The organism is Parasedimentitalea denitrificans (assembly GCF_011813015.1).
GTDB lineage: Bacteria > Pseudomonadota > Alphaproteobacteria > Rhodobacterales > Rhodobacteraceae > Parasedimentitalea > Parasedimentitalea denitrificans.
This window is the reverse complement of record NZ_QHLQ01000010.1, coordinates 127,185-150,704: the sequence shown is the minus strand read 5'-3', so window position 1 is coordinate 150,704 and position 23,520 is coordinate 127,185. Positions and strand designations below refer to the sequence as shown.

The following is a 23,520-nucleotide window of genomic DNA, read 5'->3' as shown; positions in this document are numbered from 1 at the left end:
TTCTCATCGTCCACTCCTCAGTGGTTACTGATGAGCAACAAACCCTCTCTTAGCAAATACCGCTATTTGGACCCATAAGCGCTGACGTCAGACACTGTCACCTCGCGTGTACTCACAATCATGTTGGCGAATGAGTATTGAGCGGTGGTTGTGGAAATGACTCGAGACAGTACCACTTCCTCCATGGGGGTTCCGTGGGCTTCAGCGCTGCCTGGGCGTGATCTGATCGATCCCTTTAACCAGGGCGAGTTGGATGGGCTGTGTGGACTATACGCTATCATCAACGCCATCAGACTTGCTTATGCACCTTCGCAGAAACTTGAGACGAGTGAGGCGGGGCATATGTTTGCTGAAGGGGTTGGGTTTCTAAGTCACCGGGGTTGGCTTGGATCCTCTGTGAAAAATGGCATGAGCAAAAAACGCCAGTCCGAATTGGCAGAAATGTTGGCTGTCTGCGCCAATCGAGATCTGGGACGCCCGGTCTCAAGACGCCCTCTATCAGTGCCCTTGGGCAAGCAAACGGGTGTGATTTGGAACGAGATTGTAAAAGGACGTCCTGTCTGTGCACTATTTGGCGGGGCCCTGGATCATTACACGGTGATCTCAAGTGTCAGCGAAACAGGTTTTCAGTTTTTTGACTCCGCCGGTCTTTCATGGGTGCGCTCGTCCTCCTGCGAGTTCAGTGGTGGTAGAAAGAAAGCCCGACACCGAATTAGCCGCCGGTCTTTGTTTTCGATTGCGGTTCAGGGTGAATATTGAGATTCGAACCTCCACGGGGCACGTACAACACAGTAACCTAGACTGCATTATTGCCACTGACAGCAACGACTTTGGATTGGGGTATGGTTCAATTCCGGCTCCAATCATCCTCCTGAAGCGAAGGGCGGGAACCGGACCTTTGCCTCACAACAGAAAAGCTTTGTGACGCGACGCAACAGCGGACGTTCTTTCATCTGGGCGTCTTCGATTACGGATCAGATTGGATACATGACTATCATGCCGCTGAGGGCGATGTCTTGGTATTTGGGAACACCAGCGCCAGTGCTGATGATTTCCAAGTCAATTTTGCCCACACGGCCAATGAAGCTGGAGAACGCTCGGGCGACGATGATGTGGCTGAGGGGGGGTAAATACCGCCCCTCCGGGCAAATCATGTGGGTGTTGGTCGATGGGTTCGGTCAGGGCGAGATAAATCTGAAAATAGGCAGTGACGTCTTTGACCTGCTGGCTTGAGGTTCGTAGCTATAACTCAGACTAGAGTAGCTTTGAAGTGTTTGTCAGCGCTACTCCTGGTCTCAGGTGGGTTTAACTTTGAAGTCGAAGCTACCGCAACAGTCGCCGTGCCGTCGCGATTTCTTGCAAATGGTCTTGTTCTCGCAGCCATCTTAGGTTTCGTAGAACGTATGTCAGGTGCTCTTGCATTGATCCAGTTGCTGCGCCAGAATCGCGGGCGGCAATTGCCTCGACGATTTGGGTATGCTGCAGGTGAATGGTGGTCTGATCACTTCGCATTTCCAAGTGCTTGTTTAGCCACTGGTTTGTGGTTCTCGAAAACACCGGGGCCAATGCGGCATCTATAACGGAAAACACCGGATTCTGGGTGCAGTCGGCAATAAGGCGGTGAAGCGTCGTGTCCAGTTTGCTGTAATCCGCAGGAGAGTTGTCAGCAATAACCGTCATTTGGTCCAAATGGGCGTTGAGCGCGCTGCGCTGGGACTTGTCTGCGTTTTCGGCCGCCTGACCTGCGGCGTGTTTTTCTGTGATCAGACGTAGTTCATAGACTGCTTCGATAGAGATCGGGTGACGTAGCACAACATCAATAAGCTGTATGGGGTCGCCACTATCGCGAAGAGTGCCTGTTGGTTGGTCGGTCTGGTTAGACACCACAAAAGCAGGGCTTAAACAGTGAAAAAGCGCTTGCTTGTCTACAGAAAAGCCACCGATTTCATCAACAGTCTTCATAAAGGCGCTTGTTGTGTCGGACTGATTGCAAAGTTGCGACAGCGAGGCCTCAAGCCAAGGACGGATAGCAGCCTGCAGGGCGTAATGTGTTTGGCTTAGGAAGAAATTGTAGCATCCATCGAGCACCGCACGGATGAGAGTTTCGAACGCGGCAACCACCCCCAAAGCAACAGAGCCATCCACGCATTGTTTGAGGTGGCGCGCAGCCTGTAGGATAGCAACCTTGTCGCTGTTTTGCGCTTTCTTCTTAGCGAGGCTCACGGCCTCGGCAAAAAACAGGATCCAGTAGTCCAATAGGTTGACTGCGTCCTGTTTTGCTATGCCGTAGAGACCTGGTTCAATCAGGTCCGCCATCACGTTTGTGGCGTAATAACGCTTGCCGCCAAGTAACAGCAAACCCTTGCTGCGCAGGCTTGCCAGAGCATTCCGCAAGGAGGTGCGCGAGACGTTGAATTCTTCGGCTAGGCGGCGCTCAGACGATAGCGGTTGGTCGGGCCAAAAGGCGCCGCCAAGGATGAGCGCTTCCAGCTTTTCTTCAAGGCTTTCAGACACATTGGGGATTTTAATTGATAGAGATCTCATATTGACAGATCCTATAGACAATTGAGTTGCTCGAAAAGGGTGCAAGTGGCCAGGCCGCGGGGAGAGTGGCGGTCTGACCAAGGTGGGTGTCTAGTGCAATAGGAGACGACACAGCCACGGTGCGAGCTCAGGAAGGCGCAGTGCATGCGCCAGCCCACTGAGCTGCAATTTCACAAGGGGAATGATCCTTTTATAGATGTTCTGGATCTTGATTTCCGGTGGGGCTGCTGCCTTTAGGTGGAGCAGCGCAAGCCTGAATGGCGGTGTCAGGAAAGAGGTCTGAAGGTCGATAGCAATAAGGGTTGCAAACCAATAGATCATATCCAACGCTGCGACGTGATCCCCAAAGGCTAGTCTGGCGATGATGGGCGCAGTGACTGGCAGAACGATCAGAGTGATCTCGAGTCGGTCAAAGGAGAATCCTAAGCCGAACGCCAAAACCGTCCGAGCGATCAAGATGCCCCAACTGCCCAACCCCCGCTGTCAAAGATGTCGGTCTCAACCCCTTCGCCGCCGAGTCGACACCGTATTTGCAACGGTTCCTGCAACGAGTGTTGTTGAAAAGTATGTCTCTTCATGACCGTTTGTGGTTTTAAAAAAACAAAAGAGTAATACGGGGGTATTCCGTGATCCGTATTGATATCATTGAAATTACTTGGTTAATACTTGAATTTACAGTGGTGGGAGTCTAATGTACCAATATTGGTATGAAAAAATGCCAATTGGAGTGTGAAAGTGCACGGTGCAAAAAGAACCATATTAGCCCATTTGTTGCGTAGTGGTGTCTCTGCTGTAAAGGGAGATGCGGCAGTTCGGGGTTGGTTGAAGGGGGGGGATTACCTCATCCGACCCAAATCCTTGCGGTGGGTAAGGCCGCTGTTTCGATGTTTGAAGGCTTGCCGCGTGAGTGGCGCGCCTTCACGCCCTCGTTGATTGTCACCAAGACGGATCACATAGGTAAGGTGAGCTTGGGTCGGAATGTGGTCGCACTCGAGTCAAGCCACCCGGTTCCTGATCAGTCATCGTTAATTGCTGGCAAGAAGGTTCTCGGATTCGTTCAGGGGTGCGGGCCGGAAAGTCGCCTGTTGATCCTTCTGTCCGGTGGGGCATCGTCCTTGGTTGAGCATCTAAAGGAGGGGGGCGAATACGCCCAACTGGTCGATGCGACGCAGTCTGCCTTAGGAATGGGCGCTGATATCGCCGAAATAAACCGTCGCCGTAAGGAATTGTCCGCTGTAAAGGGCGGAAAGCTTCTGGCTTCGTTCATGGGCGAACAGGTGCATGTCCTTGCGATTTCTGATGTCGGCGGCGACGGAATTGACGTTATCGGTTCTGGTCTCGGCGCTTGCCCGGACAGTCCGGATTTTGATTATTCAGTCCGGATCATTGCGTCCAATGTTGTCGCCAGAGAGGCCGTTGTCCGGGATGCGCAGGGGAGGGGGCTTACTGTCATTGCAAACGAAGAGACCATGTATGCCGATGTCGCAGAGGTTGCGGCCCAAATAGCCCTAGATGTACGTGACGGACCATGTGGTCTGTACCTTTACGGTGGGGAGCCCACAGTCATTCTACCAAAGAACCCCGGCCAGGGTGGGCGAAATCAGGCCTTGGCGTTGGAGCTTGCAAGGCATTTCAGAAACCGAAGTGACGTTAGCGGGCTTGTGGCCGGAACTGACGGTACCGATGGTCCGACGGACGCTGCAGGCGCATTTCTTGATGGCGATACCTTTGACATGGAACCCGGCGCAGACGAGGCTCTGACGAGAGCAAATTCTGCCTGCTACCTCGCGCGTACGGGTGATCAGATCATTACCGGCCCAACAGGCACCAACGTGATGGATCTCGCCATCCTTATCAAACACAAGTGAAAGCACCTTACATGACCACTCCAGGTCCGCTGCCAAGACATACCAAAATCGTTGCAACCTTGGGGCCTGCCTCAAATACGTTTGGCAAGATTAAGGCTCTGGCAGGGGCCGGTGCAAATGTATTTCGCATGAAGTTCAGCCATGGAACTCATGAGGATCACGCTGCTGTTCATGCCGCAGTCGGGGCTGTCGAGGGTGAACCGGATGCTCGACCACTATTCTTGCGGAGCTTCAGGGGCCCAAGCGTAGGGATGGTGAAATGTAATCAGAACATCTGGATCGAAGAGCCGTTGGGCGGTACCGCTCTCTATGCAGGGGGAAGCGTCCTCAAGAAGGGAGGCAACAATCATTGATTTCTGCACCAGTAATCGTCGTATTTGATAGCGAAAACTCGTCCATCTTAGTAGTTGATACCTCTTGCCTCCAAACTTCAATGCTTGGGGTAAGGGCGCTAGGTATTGCTGTTTCCAAGTCGTTCATTCCCGCCAAAGGTGGAGCGAGGTGACCAAGAGTATTAGTTATCTGCACTAAAAACCACTGATTGTTCAGTTGGTGCAGTGGTCTGTTGTGATAGGAAATCATATTTAGAAAATTTTGGTATACCAAACACCAAATACCTGTTACATCGACTGGGTGAGATTTGGAGTCGTCGTGAGGAGCGTCGGTTCGGAAACACCTAGGAGGATTAAAATGAAGAAGTTTCTTGCTACCGTTTCGGTTTCAGCAATGGCCCTGACCGGGACTATTGCAGGTGCCGAAGAATTCCCGGCCAAGACAATCGAAGTTGTGACCCACGCCGGTAACGGCGGCGGTACCGATGTCACTACCCGGATGATGATGCTGCGCGCGCGTCGTGTGCTCAAGGCCGACATGGTTGTGGTCAACAAAAAGGGCGGCGGCGGTGCTGTTGCGATGGATCACTACCTGACCCTGCCTGCGGACGGTCACTCGATCCTGACCTTCACCATTGGTCATGCGGCCACATTGTCCAAGGGTAAGACAGAAATGACTTTGGATGATATTCGTCCAATTGCCCGTGGTACCGACGATCCACAGATCCTGATGGTCCGTTGTGGCGCCTATGACAACGCCGAGGCCTTTGTCGCGGCTCAGAAAGAGGCGCCGATCTCTTACGGAACCACCCACCTTGGCAATATCGACGACGTATCGGCGTTCATGTTCACCAAAAAAGGCGGTATGCAGACACCAAAGATCGTTCCATTCGACGGCGGTGGCGAATTGGCAACCCAGCTGGTTGCAGGCGCAGTTGACGCAGCGGTTCTGAACCTGGCCGAAGCCGGTTCGCAGATCGATGCGGGCGACGTTTGCCCAATCGTAGTTCTGGCGAACGAGCGTATGGCAGGCCTGCCAGACGTATCTACAGCCAAGGAAATGGGCATCGACGTCAGCTTCTCGACCGTGCGTGGTTTTGTGGTCCACAAGGATACGCCTGACGCAGTGGCCGAGCAGATCGAAGCCGCGCTGATGAAGTCGATGCAGCACGGCGTTTATCAGGGTTTCCTGGAGTCGGTTGGTCTGGATGCAACTTCGGTTGCCGGTTCCGAAGAATGGGGCAATCAGATCACCACCATGGTGACAGATATGGAATCCGCTCTGAAAGAGCTGGGCTTCATCGAATAATCTGACCTGTGTGGTGTGGCGGTCCTGTGGGCGGCCACACCCATCTTCAAGAAAGTAATCCAGTGCAACCTGTTTTGGACAAATCCCAAAAGCCCCGCACCAATATTTCACGATATGCCGTTCCTGCGGGCATTATCGTGTTTTGCGTCTGGGCCTACTGGCTCAGCACCCAGTTTGACCGCGTTCCGCCGATCCTGAAACGCGGCATGCAGCCTGAGGATTTTCCTCAGCTGGTGATCGGCCTGATCATCATGTTGGCTGTCTATTTGATCTTTCGCGATGACAGCAAAGCCCCTGAACCGCTCACCAGAATGGTACAGATGACCATCGGGCTGCTGATTGGCTTCTTGCTGATCGCCGAGATTGACCTGTTCCTGGGTCTTGGCCTGTTTGCTGTATCGCTAACCGCCCTGTGGGGGGAACGCCGTGCCTGGGCCTTGGTCCTTGTCGGCATTGTCGCTCCCGTCGCCGTGTTCTTCCTGTTCGACGGTATCTTCGAAGTCCGCTTCCCACGCGGTCTCCTGACTAACTTCTGGTACGAGTAACTAACTATGGACGCAGCTCTTTCCGGACTTATGGCACTGGCAGACATCAATCTGCTATTCCTCATTGTGGCCGCAACGCTTGGTGGCGTATTGGTCGGGGCCCTGCCGGGCCTGAATGCGACGACCGGCGTCGCGCTTCTTCTTCCCTTTACCATCACGATGGACCCGATCCCGGCCATCGCGATCCTGACAACGATTTACTGTGCGGCCACCTTTGCCGGCGCAATCACCGCTATTTTGATCAACACGCCTGGAACCTCGGCCAGTGCGACTACCTGTCTTGATGGCTATCCGCTGGCGCAGCGTGGCGAGGCTGGCAAGGCCTTGGGCATGGCGGCAGTATCGTCGACCATTGGTGGCATCGTCTCGGTTGTTTGCCTGATGGCCGCCGCACCGCTGATGGCCCGCGCCGCCTATAACTTTGCACCGCCTGAGTACTTTGCACTGACCGTCTTTGGCCTGTCGATGCTGGCCACCATTGGGGATGGCTCGCCAATCAAAAACATCCTGTCTGGTGCATTTGGTGTGCTGGTGGCGACTGTTGGCGTTGACTTGCTGACCTCGATCGAGCGGTTCACCTTTGGCATGAACGAGCTGAGCGAAGGCATACCCTTTGTTCCAGTTATGATTGGTGTCTTCGGTATCTCGGAACTGCTGATCCAGGCCGACAACCTGCATGTAGAACGCAAGCAGGTGATCATGAAAGCGATCAAACTGCCCAGCCGCGCTGACTATAAGAAAGTCTGGCGCACCATCCTGCGCTCATCCGGAATTGGTACCTTCATCGGCATCCTGCCGGCTGAAGGGGCAACCGTGGCCTCGATGATCGGCTATAACGAGGCCAAACGCTGGTCTAAAACACCTGAGGAATTCGGCAAGGGCTCGCTCGAAGGCATCGCCGGGTCCGAGGCTGCAAACAACTCGGCCACCGGTGGGGCTATGGTTCCAACACTGGCACTGGGCATTCCCGGCAGCCCGACGGCCGCGGTGATCCTGGCTGGCCTGATGGTGCACGGTTTGCGCCCCGGTCCAACCATGTTCACCGAGCAGGCTGACTTTGCCTTTGCCATCTTCTGGTCGATGATGCTGGTCAACGTGCTGTTCTTCTTTATCGGTCTGTTTGGCGCCAAGCTGTTTGCCCGCGTCACCTTGATCCCGATCCAGATCTTGTGGCCGATTGTGTTCATCTTCTCGATCGTCGGTGCCTATGCGCTGGAACAGTCGATGATCGACGTGCCGATCGCCGTTGGCTCGGGTATCCTTGGGTTCTTTATGCGTCGCTATGGGTTCTCGGTTGTGCCTATGGCCATCGGCCTGATCCTGGGCGGCATGCTGGAAACCCGTCTGGGCCAATCCATGGTGATGCTCGACGAACAGTGGTGGCTGATGTTCACCCGACCGCTTGCTCTCTTCTTCTTTGTCCTGACCGCGCTGGCCCTGTTTGGCCCGCTGGTCTGGGGCCTGATGTTCAAACAACGCTCACCTGTCGAGTCGACTGGAGAATAAAATGACAAAAATAAAATCAGTCCGTACCCGCGTCTGGAACTGGAAAGGCAAGACAGTTCCACCCCAGGGCAACTTCTGCACCAACGCTTCAGACGCCCTGTATGATCGCGGCGATGCCATGGGCAGCTTTCGCTTTCACCAGTGGCTGACCTGCGAGGTCGAAACCGAATGTGGCATGATCGGCATCGGCAACGCTGCATTGGCCCCCAGTCTGGTCAAGCTTGCCATTGATGAGCATTACGCCCCAATGGTGATTGGCGAAGATCCGTTTGATTACGCCTATTTGTGGGAAAAGATGTACCGCCGCACCCATGCTTGGGGCCGCAAGGGCGTTGGCATGACCGCGATTTCGGCCGTGGACATCGCGATCTGGGACCTGATGGGCAAGCTGACCAACAAGCCGGTATTCAAACTGCTGGGTGGCCGTACCAAGGAAAAAATCCCGGTTTATTACTCCAAGCTATATGCTGACTCTGTCGAGGCGATGCAGGCCGAGGCCGAAGAGGCTATGAAGAACGGCTATCAAGGTTTCAAGACACGGTTTGGCTATGGTCCCAAAGACGGCATGAAGGGCATGCGCGAGAACCTGAAACGGGTCGAAGCGGTGCGCGAGGTGATAGGTTACGACACCGACCTGATGCTGGAATGCTATATGGGGTGGAATCTCGATTACACCAAACGGATGCTGCCCAAGCTCGAGAAGTTTGAGCCGCGCTGGCTGGAAGAGCCTGTGATCGCCGACGACATCCACGGCTATGCCGAACTGAACAAAGGCCCAATCCCGATCTCTGGCGGAGAGCACGAGTTCTCGCTGATGGGTTTCCGCCAGTTGCTGGACCTGCGGGCGATCTCGGTGATCCAGTATGACACCAACCGTGTGGGCGGCATCACTGCAGCGCAAAAGATCAACGCGCTGGCCGAAGCTTATCAAGTGCCGGTAATTCCGCACGCCGGGCAGATGCACAACTATCACCTGACCATGGCCAACGTGAATTGTCCAATCTCCGAGTACTTCCCTGTGTTTGACGTCGAGGTCGGAAACGAGCTGTTTTACTACATTTTTGAGGGCGACCCAGACGCGGTCGATGGCTATCTGGATCTGGACGACAACAAACCTGGATTGGGGATTTCGATCTCTGACAAATATCTTGCAGATTTTGAGGTGACAGAATGAGCCGCTCCTATAAAGGCATCTGGCCAGTCGCGCCAACGCCGTTCAACCCGGACGGCACCCTTGACCTTGAGGGCATGACCCGTGTTCTGGACTGCATGATTGATCAGGGCGCAGATGGCATCTGCATCCTGGCCAATTTCTCGGAACAGTTCCTGATTTCTGATGCCGAGCGCGAAACCCTGACCCGACTGTGTCTGGAACACGTCGCGGGCCGAGTGCCGGTGGTTGTTACAGTCAGCCACTTTGCGACCGAAATCGCAGTTGAACGCACCCAGTTTGTTAAAGATCTGGGGGCCTCGATGGTGATGATGATGGCGCCATACCACGGTTCCCTGATGAAGGGCACACCAAGCCAGACTTATGAACAGTTCAAAGCTGTTGGCGACGTTGGCCTGCCGATCATGGTGCAAGACGCGCCACTGTCTGGGGTCGATCTGCCGGTGCCTTTGCTGGTGAAAATGGCCACCGAGATTGAGATGGTCAAACTGTTCAAGATCGAATGTGTTGGGGCCGCTGCCAAGCTACGCGCGCTGATTGCGGCCGGTGGCGATGCTATCGAAGGCCCATTTGACGGTGAAGAGGCGATAACCCTGCTTGCTGATCTGGATGCCGGTGCAACCGGTGGTATGACCAGTGCAATGATCCCGGATCTGATCAAGCCGGTGATTGAAATGCACTTGGCAGGTGACAGGGCAGGGGCCACGGCCGCCTATGGACGGGTTCTGCCTGCCATCAACCACGAAAACCGTCAGTGTGGTTTCCGCGCAGCCAAGGCCGCGATGGTTGAAGGTGGTGTTATCAAATCAGAATTCTGTCGCCATCCGATTGAACCCTTGCATCCAGACACTCGATCTGGGTTGATGGATCTGTTACGGCCTCTGGATCCGGTTGTATTGAATTGGGGCAAATAGCATGACACAGGGCGGTTGGATTTCAACACTCAAGGAAGAAGGGGCAGTTCGCCCCCGCCGCACCCTGTCCGAGGAAGCGGCGGATAACCTGCGCGAGTTCATTTTGCTGGGCAAGCTGGAGCCGGGCACCTCGATCCCAGAACGGGAACTGGCCGAGGCTTTGGGCATTTCGCGTACCCCGTTGCGTGAGGCGCTCAGGTTACTTGAGGTGGAAGGGTTGGTGGAATACTCTGCCACCCGTCGCCCGCGTGTGGCGGACCCGTCGTTGCAGGAACTGACGCAATATATATCTGTTCTTGGTGCGCTTGAGGCTTTGGCTGGGGAAACCGCCTGTGTCGAGGCAACAGACGCCGAGATTGCTGAGATCCAGATGCTGGGGGGCGTCATGGCCGAAGGGTCCTCTGAGATGACCGCCTTGCAGTTCTTCCAGCTCGACATGCGGTTTCATTCGTCGATTGTTGAGGCGAGCCGCAACGAACCTCTGATAGAAACGCACCGCCAGTATAATGCCCGTTTGTGGCGCGCGCGATTCCTGTCGTCGCAACAGGCGGACAGACGGGACAATACCTTGTCGCAGCACGCCGACATCACCGATGCCCTAGTGGCACGGGATGCCAAGGCAACCCGCCGCGCCTTGCGCGATCACCTCAAAAGCACCATTTCCAATATCACCCGCATCCACGAAACCCGTGATGCGGCGCAGACCGAGGACTAAACATGAAACCCAAGATTGGCATTATCCCCGGTGACCCCAGCGGCATCGGGCCGGAACTGATTGCGCGCTTGTTGAACCAGGATGGCGTAACGGATGCAGCAGACATCCTGCTGATCGGTGACGCCCATGTATTCGAGGCCGGCCAGAAAGTGTCAGAGCAAGAGTTTGCCCTGACACCTGTGGATGTCACCGCAGATGACTGGAGCGTTAGCGAAGGCGTCGCCTTTCATGCAATGGACACCATAGAACCTGATCAGATCGAAGTCGCAACAGTGACCGAGGCCGGTGGCACATCTGTGCTGAAGACACTGGATCAGGCGCTGGAATTTGCTCAATCCGGCGTAATCGACGCGATCGTATTTGGCCCCTTCAACAAGGCTTCGATGCACTTGGCAGGATTAGGCCATGACGACGAGCTGCACTACATGGCCGAAAAGTTGGGCGTGACCAATTACATTTCCGAACTGAACACGCTGGACGGTATGTGGACCAGCCGTGTGACCAGCCACATTGCCCTGCGCGACGTGGCCGACACCATATCCGAGGAGCGGGTATCCGAGGCGGTTTATCTAATCCACAACGTGTTGCGCCGCTCCGGGCTTGAGCGCCCGCGCATTTCAGTTGCTGCGATCAACCCGCACGCCGGTGATGGGGGCAATTTCGGCACCGAAGAGATCGACATACTGGAACCTACCGTCAAGAAATTGGCTGAGGGCCAAATGGCAGTTGATGGTCCTTGGCCGTCAGACACCGTATTCCTAAAAGCTGTGGCCAAAGAAATTGACGCAGTTGTCACCATGTATCACGATCAAGGGCAAATCGCGCTAAAGCTGCTGGGCTTTGATCGGGGGGTCACTGTTCAAGGTGGGTTGCCCATTCCGGTCGCAACTCCTGCACATGGTACTGCGTTTGATATTGCGGGCCAAGGTCGCGCTGATGTTGGCGCCACCCGCGCAGCGTTTGATGTCGCCTGTAACATGGTCACCCACTGGGAAAAGTAAGCTGAAGGCCTCCCCACGGACGGTGACTGCCATTGGTTTAAAAGCCCATGATGATGCTGTCCTGAAACCGGCAGCCAGCGAAATGGACTGTCGGCTTTTCTTTTGCATCGTAACACGAAAACGTAACAGACCCCGTCAGCGTCGCCGCAACGACAAACCTGCTTGGCATAAGTGAGCTACCCTAGTGAAGTGGTCCGGCCCCTAAAGTTGGGAAAGCGGAGGACCCATTATGGCCATTAAGAGACCGAATCCGGAAGAGGTTGTCGTAAAGTTACTGCAGGTTGAAGTTCTGATGGACCAAGGCATGCCCCGGATTGAAGTGATCCGGCAGTTCAGTGTGACTGTGTAAACCTATTGCCGTTGGAAGAAGACGTTTGGTGGAGTTGGCACGGAGCAACTCAAGGAACTAAAGTGGTTACAAAAAAAGAGCCTGTGTCTGCGTCGCATGGTCTCCGACCTGACATTAGATAAGTTGATCATGCAGGAAGTCGCCCTCGCTGCAACCGTTATAATCCGGCTATGAGTCCTGAACTTAGAGAATGGTGACGAGAGGCGTCTTCTTCGTTGTCGTCCAGCTTTGATAGTGGAGATGGCCAGTCCTGAAACAAAGCAAAGGAGTCAGGTATCCTGAGAAGGCCCCCAAGTGATAGCCTGCAACACATATCCCAACTGGTTTCCAAAGGTGTATTGAAAATGCGATTAAAGTGCTCTGCTTTATCAAGCTTTGTATGACCGGATATTTCACTTCGGGTTAACCTGCATGTACTTTGGTCTGTCCGTAAATTTACCGATAAAGGGCCGCAGCTATGCAGGATCACTTGGCAGAGCCAAAAGGAAGCGACGGCCGTAAGTCACTCATTGGTGCAGTGCTCGCTGCATCGCTAACGGCTGTTGGCTACTTCCTGATTGCCTGGACGGAAGAAAAATCGGTCAACGAGCGCGAACGGTTGCAGCTTATTGAGATGACAAACAGTTTTGTCTCAGTTTTTTCACAAAACAGAGGCGAAGGCGCGCCTGTGCCCGCGACGTTCCGGCGATTGGGGATCGAGCACTTTAGTAACTCAGATCAAAACGGTAATGCCAAGAAAAGCACATCTGTTAGGATGCCCGGTCGCCCTGGTCTTGAATTAAGTACAACAGAACATGACGCTCGCCTTGGATCAATTATCGAGAATTTTGTCGCCAACCCGACAGCGCCACCGGTTCATGAATATGGATTTGAAGGAAATCGCCTGATTGGGCGTACAGTCCTTCCTTCGATTGCCAATAATGAGAGCTGCGTAAGCTGCCACAATGACGCATTGCAGATAGATTCATACAAGATAGGCGACGTGATGGGGGCCTACATTGTCGAACGAGATTTGACCGCTAACCTTATCGACGACATCAAGTATTCTGGCCTGTGGTTTTTGTCTTCATTTTTGTTTCTGTGGTTTCTTGCATCGCGGGAAAGAAACCACAATATCAATGTCCTGAGACTGGAAGCTCGTGTACACATTGAAAAAATGAAGAGCGAGTCCGATGCAAAGGAAAAATTCCTTCTGTCTCATGATACTCTCACAGGTTTGCCGAACCGGAAAGTTTTCAACGACTATTTGTGTGATGCCTTGGGCAGTGATCAAAAAAAGCTGCTGAACGCTGCCCTAATCGATTTGGATGATTTCAAGAGTGTAAATGACACAATGGGTCACGCTGCCGGCGACGCCCTTTTGGAGGAAGTCGCCTTGCGACTGAAAAAATGCCTTCAGAATGAGACAGGCATTGTGGCGCGTCTAGGGGGAGATGAGTTTGCAATCGTCTGGGACACGGCATCATATTCAAACGAACCGGACGCCTTGGCTCAACGAATCTTGAATGAGATGGCAAAGCCGATGGAATTCGAAAAATGGGTTATAACGCCAAAGTGCTCAATCGGAATCGCCACGTGGGCGAATATCCAATCAAGCGCCCCGTCAGATTTGCTTAAGTCAGCAGATGCAGCTCTGTATGTCGCCAAAGGGCGCGGTAAAAACACCTATCAATTGTTTGATCGAGCAATCGACGATTCCATAATCCGGCAAAACAAAATTGCTGCGCGTTTGCCGATGTCAATCCGTGAGGGTGATCTACGCATTGTTATGCAGCCAAAAGTCTTGCTGCATGATGGTAGTTTTAAAGGGTTTGAGACGCTTTCCAGATGGCACCTGAACGGAGAAGATATTTCTCCTGACGAGTTTGTTTCTGTTGCCGAAAACACAGGCGCTGTTCGAGATTTGGATCTTCGCGTCCTACGTGAAGCTGCGTCTTTTTCTACAAAACAGGAAGAGGAAACGGGCCTTGATGTTCCGATCGCTGTAAATCTGTCTGCCAAGACTTTTCGAAGCGGTTCTCTACTTGAGGACATACAAGATGTTTTGTGGGAAACCGGGCTCCGTCCTGATCGTTTGACACTGGAAGTCACTGAAACTGCAGCAATTGAGAACTGGAAGCATGTTCAAGAGGTTCTAGGGAAATTGCGCGAGATTGGTGTTCGTTCTGCTTTGGATGATTTCGGGACAGGCTACTCATCGCTTGCCTATCTGTTGCGGATGAAATTCGACGAAATTAAAATCGATCGAGAATTTGTCCGAGACATCGAACCCAACAACGATAATCACAAGCTATTGCAGCGCATCGCTGAACTGGCTGAGAGTCTAGACGTTGAGTTGATCATCGAAGGTTTAGAAACCGAACAGCAAGTCGAATTGGTTCAAGGCGGCCCAGATCGGATCGGGCAAGGGTACTATTTTTCCAGACCGCTGGAGCTTGATGATGCCCGTGCGTATTTGGACGATATCGTATCCATGCAGGCAAGGAATGCCAGGTCATCCGCGTGAGTTGCTCCATTGTCCTTCTATGTGTTCCGTGGCATCGAAGGAAATTTGGGTCTGTTCAGCAGGCCTTAGTGCTCTTCTCCGCGAATGTCGGTTTTCCGCCTTTCCTACTTCCAGCCACCTCCATCATGAGCCACGCAGCTCGTAGAGAACGAAGGCAACCTAAGACATCTGAATAGCCCCGAGTTTCCTAGGCGCTTTGCAGCTTCAGAATTTGTTGTCTTTCAAAGTCTGTTGGCGGCAGCATCCTGTTCCTAGCGTGTTTGCGTCTTGGATGTCATTCGGCATGCAAAAGTGGACCACTTAGGTGGGTTATGAGCGTTTAAAACTGACCCACCTGTTTTGTTAACGTCTGCACATTTGAGTGCGGAGAATGAGCAGGCGTTATTGATGGAAATTGCAGCTAAGATCCGGCGCAAGGTTTTGCGTGATGGGCGAAGTATTCGTTCTGTGAGCAGGGATACAGGCCTGTCCCGGAACGCGATCAGGAAGTATCTGAAAAATAGTTCATCTCCGGGCTATCAGCGTCAGGACGCCTCAATCCGGCACAAGTTATGCGATTATGAAGGTCGGCTGCAGGATTTATACGAGTTGACCTGCTCCCCAAAGAGTCCGCTAATTTGTGTTAGCTCTGTTCAGGTTTTGATCCTCTTTTGACTGGTTAACATATTCCACTGGTATCAGACCTGCGAGGCTTGAATGCGGGCGTTGGTGGTTGAAGTCGTTGCGCCAGGCAGTGATCAACTGACGGGCATGGCGCCAGCTCTCAAACAGATCCTCATTCAAACGTTCATCTCTCATGCGGCAATTGAAGCTTTCCACGATGCCGTTTTGCATCGGTTTGCCCGGAGCGATGTAGTGCCAATCGACCTTGCGGTCTTCCTGCCACTTCAAGATCGCATTGCTGGTCAGTTCCGTGCCATTGTCTGAGACCACCATGTATGGATAGCCACGCATCTCAGCAATCCGATCCAGTTCACGAGCAACCCGCTCGCTTGACAGCGAAGTGTCGACGGCAGCAGCCAGACATTTACGGCTGAAGTCATCGATCACATTCAAGATGCGGAACCGGCGACCGCAAGACAGGCTGTCTGACACGAAGTCTAGGCTCCACCTCTGGTTTGGGCTCTGCGGGATCGCCACCGACGCCCTGGTGCCCACGGCACGCTTGCGACCGCCCCGTTTGCGATCGGTTAAGCCTTCTTCGCGGTAGATCCGGCATAGCTTTATCCAAATAACCTACCAGCCTTCACGCTTCAGCAGAATATGAAGCCGCCGATATCCAAAGCGTCACCGCTCAGATGACAAATCCTTCAGCCGACCTCGTAGCTCAGCATATGCTGAGCCCTTTGACACACGCCGTTAGACACGCGGATCGATGCCAGCCAAGGCACAGGCCCGTCTCTGAGTGTATCGCTTCTCTGTCATGGCCCAGGTCACAGCCTTTCTGAGTGATCCGGACCTCAATAGTTTTTTCCCAACATCTCCTGGAGGGTCGATACATCCATCATCTGCTCGGCCAGCAGTTTCTTCAGCTTGGCATCCTCAGCCTTAAGCGCCTTCAACTTCTTCGCGTCAGACACTTCCATGCCGCCGTATTTGGAGCACCACTTGTAAAACTTCGGTTCGCTCACGCTATGCTTGCGGCACAGCTCCTTTGCACCAAGCCCAGCCTGATGCTCCTTTAGTATTCCGATTATCTGGTCTTCGCTGAAGCGGATTCTCTTCATCATCGGTCTCCTCAGTTGGAGAACAGGCTGACCATAAATGCAGGACATTTCAGGGGAGAGGCGGCTCGTAGGCTGGAACAAGCCACGAAAACGCCAATACTTCGCAGGAAGACTTCAACGTCAATTCGTGGACTCTTCGTTTTATCGGAAATGGAGGGAGTTTTCCGTTTCCAAGTGCCGCAGACACGGCGGTCTACTATCTGAAGGAGGAACAGAATGACGGGTGTTTCAGAGGTGAAATGGAGAAACCATCCTTTTCAATGGCGGTGCAACGGGATTTAGTCGGAAACCGGCCATTATCGTGGAGCAATCGACGGCAATTTCGGCAAAGGATCACTGGCAGTTTTACGTGCATATTGTGTCTGTTGATGCCTATTCATGCCGATTTTTCTCAGCGAAAGATTTTTTGTGGATTTGGCCGTTTCAAACAAAACTGTTGGAATGCCATCGGCGAGACCCACTGCGAGTAAGAAAATATGGATATTAAGCGACTAACCGAACTTGCGGCCCAACTTGAATGTGGGGCTCCCGGCGTTGCGCTTTGCCTTGAAGAACCAAGATCTACGATTGAGCTTGTGCGGGGGGGCAGACGGCGACCCCCTTGATGCGAAGATCACTAAACAGCAGCAAGAAGAGAAAGGGCTGGGCCCCCACGATATTACTTGTGGCCTTGAAGGGTAGGGCGTGCAGCTTTTTGCGCAAGACTATCCTCTGGAGAAGGGGATATTCTATGATCCATATCTGCGGGAATGCTGCACACGGTTTGCTGTGAGCCTTTTAGGGCTTTCGTGGGTGGATAAGGGACCGCGCTGGGGATGGGGCCACGAATTGTTTGATATGCCCGAAAACTCTTGGGAACATTCCCCTGAACTAACTGCAAAATCTGTACGCCGGTTGATTGAAGAGGAAGCGCCTTGCACCAAAGGCGAATAGCTTCCAGCGTGACGTCGACCATGATGCTTAGTGCAGTGAATGACGGCTATCCAACTTGAGTGCTCTAGAGGCCGCCTCATAATGCAACCGGCACGAATGTCGTAAAGGGCTGCAAGCTTTCGTTAGAAGGGGTTGATACAAATGGCTGGTTAGGGCCGTTCGCACGACTTTGCAAAAAGGACTTTGTCTACGCGAAGCTGCTGCAGGTCGTCCGGGTAGTGGTCGCAGCGAACGCCTAAAAATCTCGCTGACCCGTGATTGCCCTCTTACCAGATAGCTTTGGACTTGCGTTATCCGTTGCATGCACAGCCTTTTCCTTTTCGATATGTGTAACTGCGACGGATACACGAGTTTCCGCATGCCTTGCCATTCCTGCAAACTTTGCAATAAGCAGCTTTCCAAATCGTAGCGCCGGAGCCCTCTTTCGTATCCAAGAGCTGCTGCTATGAATTTATTCCGTAAACGGAAATAAGTGGTTTCTCTGGGGTGCTCATTTGGCTTTGGGCAGCCTCATTTGAGAACGATGCCCCAACACTCGCTAAAAGTAATAGAATAGCCATAGATAAAATAAGCAGCCGCACAAAGAAATCTCCTGTTGTAAATTTATGCGATGACTGCACACTTTTTACGTATGTAAATTTGGTTTAAATCAGTCAAAGATTGAATGCTGCCAGCTCCTTGGAGCTCTGCCATAAGTCAGAAACTGGTGGTGATCACGATTAATCGAGTTGGAATTCAGTAACAAAGGGTCGTTCGTCTTGTCTTGAATAGTTTAGTTTCGTGAAGCACAGTGCGGCTCATGGCAATCTAAGCAACATTAGGGCCGATCCCTGTGAAAGTTTGGAAAGTCCTGCCACCAGATCACTTGTATAATCGCGGAGGAGGTCTGAAACTAACGCAGTTTGTCGTTAATCGACTACGTTAAAATACCTTTGGGTCCTTCCCAGAGACTTTCACCATGCGGGTAATTCACGCCCCATGCTGACAGTCTCTGTCAAATCTAGCGAGCGTAGAGATTAGGGTTGTTGTTGTTCATCCACCAAAAGTCTCAGGAACAGTTATCTAGTTTTGGGTATGCGCTGCTTTGACCCCACCTACCTTGCGTAATTCCAGGTTAGCAGTTGGTTGATGTCCTTCTGTTTAAGGCGGTTGACGAATGCCGTGAGGACGTCGGTCAGATACCCGTGTGGCTCGACATTGTTGAGCTTGCAGGTCTCAATAAGCGACGCGAGCATTGTTCCGTTTTCGCCTTCCAACGAGGCACCGGCAAACTCGGCTGATCCGTGTCAGCGCATCACAAATGGGTTGGACATGGGGGCATAAGAGGTGCTGATCCAGGTTGTTTTGGTCCTCGTGTAGTCCAGAACGGCTTCAATCCCGGCTTCGCGTCCATATCCAGATTGGTTGACGCCGCCAAACGGGGCAATCGGAGAGACGGCCCGATAGGTGTTGATCCAACAAATACCAGCCTTGATACGAGAGGACACGCGGTGGGCGCGGGCAAGATTTTGGGTGAACACTCCCGATCCAAGACCAAACGGCGTGCCATTTGCGATAGCGATGGCTTCTTCCTCGGTATCAAAGGGGATCAGTGACATCACCGGCCCAAACATCTCAACCTTGAGCGTTTCGGTCTCCAGATCACTACATTCCACAAGGGTCGGGGCCATGTAGTTTCCCGGTTGGTCAAGCGGGGCACCGCCAAACCGGATCCGTGCGCCTTGGGTAGACGCGGTTGCCAGAGTTTCTTCAATCCTGGTGATCTGAGCTGTGGTGCATAAAGGCCCGACATGGGTGTCTGCATTCAGCGGGTCGCCGACGGTGATCTGGGTTGCTTTGTCGGCGATCTTCTGAACCAGTTCTTCAAAAATCGGGCGGTGGATCAGGCCACGAGATCCGGCCACGCAGCTTTGCCCAGAGGCGCCAAAATTTCCGGCAATCAAGCCGTTTGCAGCGCCGTCCAAATCGGCATCGTCAAACACCAGAATTGGCGATTTGCCACCCAGTTCCAGTGTTGTGACCGCAAAGTTTTCTGCTGAATTGCGCACTACGTGTCGTGCAGTGTCTGGCCCGCCGGTAAAGGCAATCCGGTCAATGTCCGGATGGCGGGTGAGGGGGATTGCACAGTTTTCGGCGTCTCCGGTGATGACCGACACCACGCCGGGTGGAAAACCTGCCTGCTCACAAAGGCGGGCAAACTCAAACATCGGTGCAGGCGCAATTTCTGACGCCTTCAAAACCACCGAACAGCCCGCCGCAAGCGCCGGTCCCAGCTTGGTGGCGGTCAGGAACATCTGCGCATTCCAGGGAACAATTGCGACGACAACGCCGATGGGCTCGCGTTTGGTGAAGACATGCATGTCGGGTTTGTCGATTGGAAGAACCGCGCCTTCGATCTTGTCTGCAAGCCCACCGTAATAGCGGTAGTAATCCGCGACATAGCGTGTTTGCCCAGCCGTTTCAGCCAGCAGTTTGCCACTGTCAGTGGTTTCTATCCGTCCTATATGCTCGGCATTCTCTTCGATGAGATCCGCCAACCGGTACAACAATTTGCCGCGTTGGGTTTGGGTCATATCCCGCCACGTGGGGTCATCCAAAACCCGGCGGGCCGCAGAAATTGCACGTTCGACATCCGCAGGTGCGGCACAGGCGAAGGTTGCCCAGCCCTCCCCGGTTGCAGGGTTGTAAGTGGTCATGACCTGACCTGTGCTGCCCTCGGACCAGGTGCCGTCGATGAAGAGCTTGTAATGTGGATTTTGTTCCATTTTGTCCCTCACTTAAACGCAGGCATGACGTCGTTGATGAAGCGCGCCAGTGACTCTCGCTTGCGCTCAAAACTCATGCCGCTGTCGATCCAAAAGGAAAACTCGTCATAGCCCAGGTCCTCGTAGCGTTTGATCCGGTCAATGACCTCAGCCGCGGTGCCCATGTTCAGATCACGGCGCATATTGCCCGGTGCCATCATGGTGTTAGCGGCGATTTCTTCGTCCGACAGAGGGTCGATCAGCCCCTGTTTTACAGGGCGTTTGTTTTGGAACCAGGCCCCAAAATACGAGTAGAAGCGTGAAAACTCCTGTGCAGCCTGTGCTACGTCAGCTTCATCAGCTCCAACAAAAGTATGTTGCAGCAACATGATTTTTGGGCGTTTGCCACTGTGCGTTTCGCAGGCCGTGTTGAACCGCTGCATCAGAGTTTCAACTTCGGCCATGCCTTGCCACATCGGCGTAACCTGGATGTTAAATCCGTTTTGCACACCAAATTCGTGGCTGTTGGGGTCTCGTGCGGCAAGCCAAATGGGAGGTCCGTTTTCTTGCAGTGGTTTGGGTGCAGATGTGGTTGAGGGAAAGCTATAGAACTCTCCGTCGTGGGCGCAGTCACCGGCCCATAGCTTTTGTAGTAGTGGCGTGGATTCACGCATGCGCTGCCCAGCTTCCCAGGCATCCATCCCCGGCATCATACGCTCGTATTCATAGGAATAAGCACCACGTGCGATCCCGAGTTCGATCCGCCCACTTGTCATAACATCTGCGGCAGCCGTTTCGCCGGCCAGCTTGATCGGATGCCAGAAAGGCGCAATCACCGTTCCTGTGCCCAGTTGTATGTTTTTTGTGTGATGCGCCAGATCAACCAGTGTTAACAACGGATTCGGGGCAATGGTAAATTCCATTCCATGGTGTTCGCCGGTCCAAACCGCACGCATTCCCCCTTCATCCGCCATTTTACACAGGCTGATGAAATCATTGTGCAGCACATCATGGGGCTGATCCGGGGTGAGGCGTTCCATATGGGCAAAGAGTGAAAACTCCATGGGTCAGATCCTTTCAGAAGAGGGATGAATGTCGCCGCGCTGTGCGTCGCCGAGGTACAGAGCAAAGCCTCCGGTGCGTGCCTCTAGGGCGAAACGCGTCATCATCTGCGCAATGGCAGGTGAGCTGTAGGACAGGCCCGGCAGGTCTTGGATGGGCACGGCTTGCAGCGCGCCGCCCGACGGAACAGAGGTGCTGGTTGCAAGGAAATAGGCGAAGTGCGTTCCCGATTGGCGGTCGTCAAACACCGAGTAGGCCTGCTCCAGCCGGAGCTTTATACCGCGCGATTCGAGGTCTTCGCATAGATTTTGACGCATCTGGCCGCGATCAGCGCTGGTAATTTGCGGAGGGCGGAACCCCTGCGGAGTCTGCTCCAGCAACACGTGGCCAGCGTCTTTAATAATCGCGCCACAGACTGCTGTTTCCAGCGTATTGTCCAGCGCGGCGCGTTCCACTCCAAGGCTGAAATATTGCCCGCCAACATAGCCCAGTCCGGGTGCGCCCGTGTGGGTATAGTCCTGAACCTGACCAATCAGAATGCAGTGATCCCCAGCGGGCAGGATTTGGTGAGTAGTGCAGGAAAACTGTGCAATCGCACCATCAATCAGGGGGACGCCATTTGGATCAAGGTAGTGTGCAACCTGTGCAAAACGGTCCCCCTTGAAGCTGGAAAACGTGTTCGAGACTTCTTCCTGTCCTTCGGCCAGAACGTTGACTGCAAAATGGGTGCAATTGGCAAAGCTGTCATAGCTCGACAGAAACTTGCCCGGACAGACCAGCAACAACGGCGGGTCCAGCGAGACTGAGGCAAAGGAATTGGCGGCAAACCCAACGGGTTTTCCGTCTCGGCTCCGCGCGGTCACAACCGTGACCCCGGTCATGAAGCTGCCAAAGGCGGTACGCAGGGCGCGTGGATCTATTGTGCTCATTGTAAAACCTCGCGTGCAAACTCCCAAAGGGCTGTGTTCACGTGTTTTGCGTGGGTCATCGGCATCATGTGGGCCGCGTCGTCGATGACGATGGCTCGACCCTGCGGAACAAGCGCTGCCATGCTGCGCGACATAGCCGGGGTTGAGTTTGGTTCTTCGCTGCCGGTGACAAAAAGGGCAGGGCAGGGCAGGGACCTGAGTTGCGCTTCGCTTGGGCCGTCCTCGCTGGCGAAGACCCGATAGGCCATTTCGTAGCCCGCAGGGTCGATGTCTTGCAGCCAGGTGCGGCAGGCTTCGCGTTCAGGTGTCAGCGCAGTCCCGAACCAGCGGTCCAGAGGTGCGCTGGGATCGATTGTTGCCTGTCCATCAAGGCTGGCAGCCCTTGCCATTACCGCATCCCGCGCAGCAGTTGAGCGCTGGTAAATCGCATTCAACGCGGCGACACCGCGTACCCGATCCGGGAATCTGGATGCCATATCGAGCGCTATCATGGCGCCCATTGAATGACCGACAATCAATGCCGCCTCAGGTAGGGCTGAGGCGATAGCATCGCTATAGTCGTCCAAAGTCATGTCGGTGTCGGGCACCGCGCTGGTGCCATGTCCGGGCATATCGATGGCCATCACTGTGAATTCGGTTGAAAGAGCGTCTATCTGTCTGCACCAGGCATCGGCTCGTAAGCCGACCCCGTGGATGAGCACAACCAGCGGGCCGTTGCCCGAGGTGACATAGGACAGACCACGACGATCAAACCGCTGCTGGGTTGTCGACGTCATGTCCCAATTCCTTCAGGTCCTGATACCGGTCGCCAATGCGGTGATGCGGGCGGCCTCCTGTTGCGGCGCCAAGCACAACGACGATTTCGTCGTCACGTGGTGCGTCGGGGATCGAAAACTGGATCGTCAGGTAATGTGAGCGACGGCCTGCATCATTTTTGTCCATCAGGGGCACCATGATCGGCGCATTGGCCGGGCCACGGGTGTTGGTGAAGGCCAGATAGGATTTCGCGCCCACGGCCTCGCGATAGTGATTGCCGAACCGCAGTGTATGGATCAGCCCCGAGGCATGCTCAACTTCGCCATTCAGCCCAACAACTGCTGCTTTGCCATAGGCTTCGATAGCGTCGCCACTTCCTGCCAGGCGGATCATCCGGTCGGTCATCATCTCGCCCAGAACCGGTCCATAGGCCTGAATTTCTGGCTTCAGGTCTTCGACAAACCGTCCCGCCCACGGGTTTCGGACCACGGCTGCAACCGCAAACATGCGCCACGGCGTGTCGGTTTTGCGAAAACCTTCAACCAAAACCTCTTCGTCATAGGTCACGATTTTTCGGATGTCGGGGTGCATTATCATTCTCCTGTTCGC

The 23,520-nt window shown here is 53.8% G+C and carries 19 protein-coding genes and 2 pseudogenes; 12 read left to right on the top strand and 9 right to left on the bottom strand.

Features of this window, described 5'->3' with window-relative positions; all coding sequences use genetic code 11:
- The first annotated feature begins 921 nt into the window (after positions 1 to 921).
- Positions 922 to 1,233 (top strand): hypothetical protein, encoded by a 312-nt coding sequence (locus tag DL239_RS11970; RefSeq protein ID WP_167684327.1) that lies wholly within the window; start codon positions 922 to 924, stop codon positions 1,231 to 1,233.
- Positions 1,234 to 1,323: 90 nt separating this feature from the next.
- Here the strand turns inward: DL239_RS11970 and DL239_RS11965 are convergent, their stop codons facing one another.
- Both DL239_RS11965 and DL239_RS21905 read right to left on the bottom strand, forming a co-directional pair.
- Positions 1,324 to 2,544, bottom strand: a complete 1,221-nt coding sequence (locus tag DL239_RS11965; RefSeq protein ID WP_167684326.1) for an FCD domain-containing protein — start codon at positions 2,542 to 2,544, stop codon at positions 1,324 to 1,326.
- A 90-nt stretch (positions 2,545 to 2,634) separates the two neighbouring features.
- On the bottom strand, positions 2,635 to 3,018 hold the full coding sequence (locus DL239_RS21905) for a TRAP transporter large permease subunit (protein ID WP_167684325.1): 384 nt from the start codon (positions 3,016 to 3,018) through the stop codon (positions 2,635 to 2,637).
- Between the two features lie 344 nt (positions 3,019 to 3,362).
- Here DL239_RS21905 and DL239_RS11955 point away from each other — a divergent pair, with 344 nt between their 5' ends.
- The 11 genes and pseudogenes from DL239_RS11955 to DL239_RS11910 all read left to right on the top strand — a co-directional run bounded on the left by DL239_RS11955 (position 3,363) and on the right by DL239_RS11910 (position 14,760).
- Complete coding sequence (locus DL239_RS11955) at positions 3,363 to 4,412, top strand: DUF4147 domain-containing protein (RefSeq protein ID WP_439650865.1); 1,050 nt, start codon at positions 3,363 to 3,365, stop codon at positions 4,410 to 4,412.
- Between the two features lie 11 nt (positions 4,413 to 4,423).
- The gene (locus tag DL239_RS11950) at positions 4,424 to 4,765 is read left to right on the top strand and encodes a pyruvate kinase (protein WP_206188439.1); all 342 of its coding nucleotides are present in this window, start codon (positions 4,424 to 4,426) and stop codon (positions 4,763 to 4,765) included.
- A 337-nt stretch (positions 4,766 to 5,102) separates the two neighbouring features.
- Entirely contained in the window at positions 5,103 to 6,053 is a 951-nt protein-coding gene (locus DL239_RS11945; RefSeq protein ID WP_167684323.1) for a Bug family tripartite tricarboxylate transporter substrate binding protein, read from the top strand.
- Between the two features lie 62 nt (positions 6,054 to 6,115).
- The gene (locus DL239_RS11940; RefSeq protein WP_369410564.1) at positions 6,116 to 6,598 is read left to right on the top strand and encodes a tripartite tricarboxylate transporter TctB family protein; all 483 of its coding nucleotides are present in this window, start codon (positions 6,116 to 6,118) and stop codon (positions 6,596 to 6,598) included.
- Between the two features lie 6 nt (positions 6,599 to 6,604).
- Complete coding sequence (locus DL239_RS11935; protein ID WP_167684322.1) at positions 6,605 to 8,104, top strand: tripartite tricarboxylate transporter permease; 1,500 nt, start codon at positions 6,605 to 6,607, stop codon at positions 8,102 to 8,104.
- A 1-nt stretch (position 8,105) separates the two neighbouring features.
- Positions 8,106 to 9,278 carry an L-rhamnonate dehydratase gene (locus tag DL239_RS11930; protein ID WP_167684321.1) on the top strand — a complete coding sequence of 391 codons (1,173 nt, stop codon included), beginning with the start codon at positions 8,106 to 8,108 and terminating at the stop codon, positions 9,276 to 9,278.
- Positions 9,275 to 10,189, top strand: a complete 915-nt coding sequence (locus DL239_RS11925; RefSeq protein ID WP_167684320.1) for a dihydrodipicolinate synthase family protein — start codon at positions 9,275 to 9,277, stop codon at positions 10,187 to 10,189. Before DL239_RS11930 ends, DL239_RS11925 begins: the two co-directional genes overlap by 4 nt.
- A gap of 1 nt (position 10,190) precedes the next feature.
- Positions 10,191 to 10,904, top strand: a complete 714-nt coding sequence (locus tag DL239_RS11920) for a GntR family transcriptional regulator (RefSeq protein ID WP_167684319.1) — start codon at positions 10,191 to 10,193, stop codon at positions 10,902 to 10,904.
- Positions 10,905 to 10,906: 2 nt separating this feature from the next.
- Positions 10,907 to 11,905, top strand: a complete 999-nt coding sequence (locus tag DL239_RS11915; RefSeq protein ID WP_167684318.1) for a 4-hydroxythreonine-4-phosphate dehydrogenase PdxA — start codon at positions 10,907 to 10,909, stop codon at positions 11,903 to 11,905.
- Between the two features lie 229 nt (positions 11,906 to 12,134).
- Positions 12,135 to 12,398 (top strand): annotated as a pseudogene (locus tag DL239_RS21680) (IS3 family transposase); the annotation flags it as partial.
- Positions 12,399 to 12,711: 313 nt separating this feature from the next.
- On the top strand, positions 12,712 to 14,760 hold the full coding sequence (locus DL239_RS11910; protein ID WP_167684317.1) for an EAL domain-containing protein: 2,049 nt from the start codon (positions 12,712 to 12,714) through the stop codon (positions 14,758 to 14,760).
- 612 nt (positions 14,761 to 15,372) lie between these two features.
- On the opposite strand, the pseudogene DL239_RS11905 reads toward DL239_RS11910, so the two are convergent.
- From DL239_RS11905 to DL239_RS11875, 7 genes and pseudogenes are all read right to left on the bottom strand, one after another.
- Positions 15,373 to 16,487 (bottom strand): annotated as a pseudogene (locus tag DL239_RS11905) (IS3 family transposase).
- A 2,027-nt stretch (positions 16,488 to 18,514) separates the two neighbouring features.
- Positions 18,515 to 18,655: a transposase domain-containing protein gene (locus DL239_RS11900; protein ID WP_167684316.1), complete on the bottom strand. Its 141-nt coding sequence runs from the start codon at positions 18,653 to 18,655 to the stop codon at positions 18,515 to 18,517.
- Positions 18,656 to 18,706: 51 nt separating this feature from the next.
- Complete coding sequence (locus DL239_RS11895) at positions 18,707 to 20,185, bottom strand: aldehyde dehydrogenase (RefSeq protein WP_167684315.1); 1,479 nt, start codon at positions 20,183 to 20,185, stop codon at positions 18,707 to 18,709.
- 8 nt (positions 20,186 to 20,193) lie between these two features.
- Positions 20,194 to 21,228, bottom strand: a complete 1,035-nt coding sequence (locus DL239_RS11890) for an LLM class flavin-dependent oxidoreductase (RefSeq protein WP_167684314.1) — start codon at positions 21,226 to 21,228, stop codon at positions 20,194 to 20,196.
- Positions 21,229 to 21,231: 3 nt separating this feature from the next.
- Positions 21,232 to 22,155 carry a flavin reductase family protein gene (locus DL239_RS11885; RefSeq protein WP_167684313.1) on the bottom strand — a complete coding sequence of 308 codons (924 nt, stop codon included), beginning with the start codon at positions 22,153 to 22,155 and terminating at the stop codon, positions 21,232 to 21,234.
- Entirely contained in the window at positions 22,152 to 22,931 is a 780-nt protein-coding gene (locus DL239_RS11880; protein WP_167684312.1) for an alpha/beta fold hydrolase, read from the bottom strand. The genes DL239_RS11885 and DL239_RS11880 overlap by 4 nt, the downstream gene beginning before the upstream one ends.
- A complete protein-coding gene (locus tag DL239_RS11875; protein WP_167684311.1) occupies positions 22,903 to 23,502 on the bottom strand; it encodes an amino acid synthesis family protein in 600 nt (199 codons plus the stop codon). The genes DL239_RS11880 and DL239_RS11875 overlap by 29 nt, the downstream gene beginning before the upstream one ends.
- Positions 23,503 to 23,520 lie beyond the last annotated feature (18 nt).

Excerpts from the sequence above, each read along its gene's own strand:
- DL239_RS11925 (WP_167684320.1), top strand. The coding sequence starts at position 9,275 with ATGAGCCGCTCCTATAAAGGCATCTGGCCAGTCGCGCCAACGCCGTTC.
- DL239_RS11890 (WP_167684314.1), bottom strand. The coding sequence starts at position 21,228 with ATGGAGTTTTCACTCTTTGCCCATATGGAACGCCTCACCCCGGATCAG.
- DL239_RS11930 (WP_167684321.1), top strand. The coding sequence starts at position 8,106 with ATGACAAAAATAAAATCAGTCCGTACCCGCGTCTGGAACTGGAAAGGC.
- DL239_RS11935 (WP_167684322.1), top strand. The coding sequence starts at position 6,605 with ATGGACGCAGCTCTTTCCGGACTTATGGCACTGGCAGACATCAATCTG.
- DL239_RS11945 (WP_167684323.1), top strand. The coding sequence starts at position 5,103 with ATGAAGAAGTTTCTTGCTACCGTTTCGGTTTCAGCAATGGCCCTGACC.
- DL239_RS11875 (WP_167684311.1), bottom strand. The coding sequence starts at position 23,502 with ATGCACCCCGACATCCGAAAAATCGTGACCTATGACGAAGAGGTTTTG.
- DL239_RS11900 (WP_167684316.1), bottom strand. The coding sequence starts at position 18,655 with ATGCTCGCGTCGCTTATTGAGACCTGCAAGCTCAACAATGTCGAGCCA.
- DL239_RS11910 (WP_167684317.1), top strand. The coding sequence starts at position 12,712 with ATGCAGGATCACTTGGCAGAGCCAAAAGGAAGCGACGGCCGTAAGTCA.
- DL239_RS11880 (WP_167684312.1), bottom strand. The coding sequence starts at position 22,931 with ATGACGTCGACAACCCAGCAGCGGTTTGATCGTCGTGGTCTGTCCTAT.
- DL239_RS11885 (WP_167684313.1), bottom strand. The coding sequence starts at position 22,155 with ATGAGCACAATAGATCCACGCGCCCTGCGTACCGCCTTTGGCAGCTTC.
- DL239_RS11920 (WP_167684319.1), top strand. The coding sequence starts at position 10,191 with ATGACACAGGGCGGTTGGATTTCAACACTCAAGGAAGAAGGGGCAGTT.
- DL239_RS11915 (WP_167684318.1), top strand. The coding sequence starts at position 10,907 with ATGAAACCCAAGATTGGCATTATCCCCGGTGACCCCAGCGGCATCGGG.
- DL239_RS11895 (WP_167684315.1), bottom strand. The coding sequence starts at position 20,185 with ATGGAACAAAATCCACATTACAAGCTCTTCATCGACGGCACCTGGTCC.
- DL239_RS11950 (WP_206188439.1), top strand. The coding sequence starts at position 4,424 with ATGACCACTCCAGGTCCGCTGCCAAGACATACCAAAATCGTTGCAACC.
- DL239_RS11965 (WP_167684326.1), bottom strand. The coding sequence starts at position 2,544 with ATGAGATCTCTATCAATTAAAATCCCCAATGTGTCTGAAAGCCTTGAA.